This is a genomic window from Limosilactobacillus pulli (assembly GCF_947381555.1).
Taxonomy (GTDB): domain Bacteria; phylum Bacillota; class Bacilli; order Lactobacillales; family Lactobacillaceae; genus Limosilactobacillus; species Limosilactobacillus pulli.
Window position 1 is genome coordinate 1 of the sequence record NZ_CANCWQ010000057.1, and the last position, 3,061, is coordinate 3,061.

General features: G+C 50.1%; 1 protein-coding gene. It reads left to right on the forward strand.

All coding sequences use genetic code 11. The features are described from left to right. Nucleotides 1–112: 112 nt before the first annotated feature. A partial coding sequence (locus QOS03_RS08975) for a Rib/alpha-like domain-containing protein (RefSeq protein ID WP_283576171.1) occupies nucleotides 113–3,061 on the forward strand: 2,949 nt, incomplete at its 3' end.

Here is a 3,061-nt window from a genome sequence, read left to right on the forward strand (position 1 = left end):
AAGCACAGATCGAGGCACTTGTCATGACGAATAATCTAGCAAAATTTGGAATGTTACAAACTAGCAATTGACGTATTTGGATGGCTTACTCAAAAGAAAGGGGATTAGATGAATGAATAAGGAATTCCAAACGTTACGCAAGAAGCAACGGTTTGGCTTAAGAAAGCTGAATATCGGGGTGGTTTCCGTTCTGTTAGGATTTACGATTTTTGGTTATAATCTGGCCAGTCAAGCGCCGGTTGCCCAAGCGGCCACAAGCACGGTTGCGACTAGCGCTGGCTCGGGCGCGTCTGGTTCGTCAGCGACTGGGGTAGCAAGTGGATCGCAGGCCAGCAACAGTCAGGCCACCAGTGCGACCAGCTCTGCTGCGACTGCCAGTCAAACGACCTCGGCGACCCAAGTAACGGCGCCTGCGGCCAGTCAGAGCTCAGCGCCGGCGAACTCGGACAATGCGTCCTCCTCAACGGCCAACCAAGCGGGGACGGTATCGGCTAACCAGACTTCAAACACCAGTGCGGCTGGTGCACCGGCTTCAAGTGATCAAACCGTGACGGTGGATGAAACTACGCTTCCAGCGACCCAAGCGGCAATACTGTTGACCAATTTAGCTAGGTTAACAACTAGTGGGACTGACACGACGCTTTCAGCGGCCCAAGCGGCAATACTGTCGACCAATTTAGTTAGGTTAACAAATAGTGGGACTGACACGGAGTTGCCACCAACGACGCAGACGTATACCAAAGTGAAACAACCGTTGCTATCCGATTACCTGCTCCACACTGCGACGGGAACCAGAGATGGCCAGACATGGGTCAATAAGACGGTGGATACGGGGCGCCATGGCTATGACTATCCTGGTGATACGCTGGATACGATTTTTGGGAAAACTTCAAAGCCGGGGACGGGGATCATTGCCAGCAATCCTGACAAGTATTTCTTTGCGGCGTACGTTGATTTTAGTGAACAATATCACCGGGTAATCCTGTTAGCGCGGAGCCAAGATCCAAGTGATAAAAATCTGTACAGCTACACGATTCACACTTATTGGCAAAAAACTTCCACGACGACGACTAAGCCCGGGGATAGCACCAAAGAGCAATATTCTGGGATCGGTGGCATCGGTGGCAGTACCCATGATTTAATTTTCCAAAACTATGGTGACTCCTTCACAGTTAAGTTAAGTGGCTTTGAAGGAGGCTGGGGGCTGTTACCGGTCTTTGATGGGGGCTTATTGGACCCTACGTACGGCTCTAATACTTACGAACAAAATGATGAGGCGGCCAAAACGGAGCCAATCAGTTTCTGGGCAAGTGCGATCCCACAGAAAACTTCGACCAAGGTTAGATACGTGGACCAAGCAACTGGAAAAGACATTGTTCAACCAATGGAAATTAGTGGCTTTGGTTATCAAGGCTTCAAAGTTAAGGGTGATGCTCCAACGGTTACGGGGTATCATTTGGTATCCGAACCTAAGTTCCTGGGCTTACCTTATGAAGACGGTACGATTGCGCCATATAAAGTTGGGCAAACTTATGATTTAGCTTTGTCGGATAGTGTCGTAATTAAGCAAACGGTGATTCATACCGATGGGACCGTGAGGGCGACTCCGTACTATAATGGGAGTCCGTTGACGAATGCCAGCAAGGTCTTGGGGCGTGAGAGCTACAACGATCATATGAGTTTTGGTGTCCCGGGTGGTAAATTCTATACTTACACCAACCGAATTGGTCAGGTCGGTGACAGCTATATTTACTACTACGCCAAGGACAACGATCCCAAAGGCAGCGAAATGCGGCTGCACTTCATTGATGTGACGGGCGTTAACAACAGTTCCTACGCACCGTCCGATGGGCCAGAACTTGATGCTGATAATGTTCAGACCATTCATGGCAACATTGGGGAAAATTACAGCTTTACCTACACGGTGCCAACTAATTACTACGAAGTTGGCTCCAGTGACGTCACGGGGACGTACTCAAAGACGCACCACGATGCTTATGTTTATGTAAAGAAGCAGGCTGAAAATAAGCTTTATGCTCCGGTCGCCAGTGACCCGCTTACCGTGGAACAAGGGACGACGTTGACCACCGGTCAAGCAAAGGACGCCGTTAAGTACAACGGTGATGTACCAAGTGATGCAACGTACGCGTGGGATCCGAATACGCCAGTTGATACCGCAACGGTTGGTTCGTACACGCCAAACGTAATTGTAACGTACGGTGATCATACGACCAGTTCAGTTCCAGTGACCGTCAATGTGGTGGCTAAGACTGATAAGAGTAACTACACCGTTGCGGCTGGGAAACCGGTCACCTTGACTCACGGTCAAAAAGTAAAAGAAGGTGACAGTCTTGATAGCAGCGCGGTGACCCTGAAGGACGCCAAGGGACAAGCGGTAAGTTTGCCAGATGGAGCGAAGGTCGTTTGGACGACCGCGCCAGATACCAGTGAAGTTGGGAACGACAAGACTGGTCAAGCCAAGGTAGTTTATGGTGATCAATCGGAATCCGAGCCGGTCACGGTAACTTATAACGTGACGCAAAATGATGCGGAACAATACCGGCCAGAGTTAATCACGCCAGCGGTTGATCAAAACGCGGAAGTGGCTCCAGACAGCGTAGTCACCAACCAAGACAAGTTGCCAAAGGGGACAACGTATAGTTGGACGACGAAGCCTGACACTTCTAAGGCTGGGCAAACAGCTACTGGTCTTTTGCATGTAGCTTACCCAGATGGGTCAAGCGAGGACGTCACGGCTAAGGTCAACGTGAAGGCAAACAAGGATCAATACGAGCCAGAGTTAATCACGCCAGCGGTTGATCAAAACGCGGAAGTGGCTCCAGACAGCGTAGTCACCAACCAAGACAAGTTGCCAAAGGGGACAACGTATAGTTGGACGACGAAGCCTGACACTTCTAAGGCTGGGCAAACAGCTACTGGTCTTTTGCATGTAGCTTACCCAGATGGGTCAAGCGAGGACGTCACGGCTAAGGTCAACGTGAAGGCAAACAAGGATCAATACGAGCCAGAGTTAATCACGCCAGCGGTTGATCAAAACGCG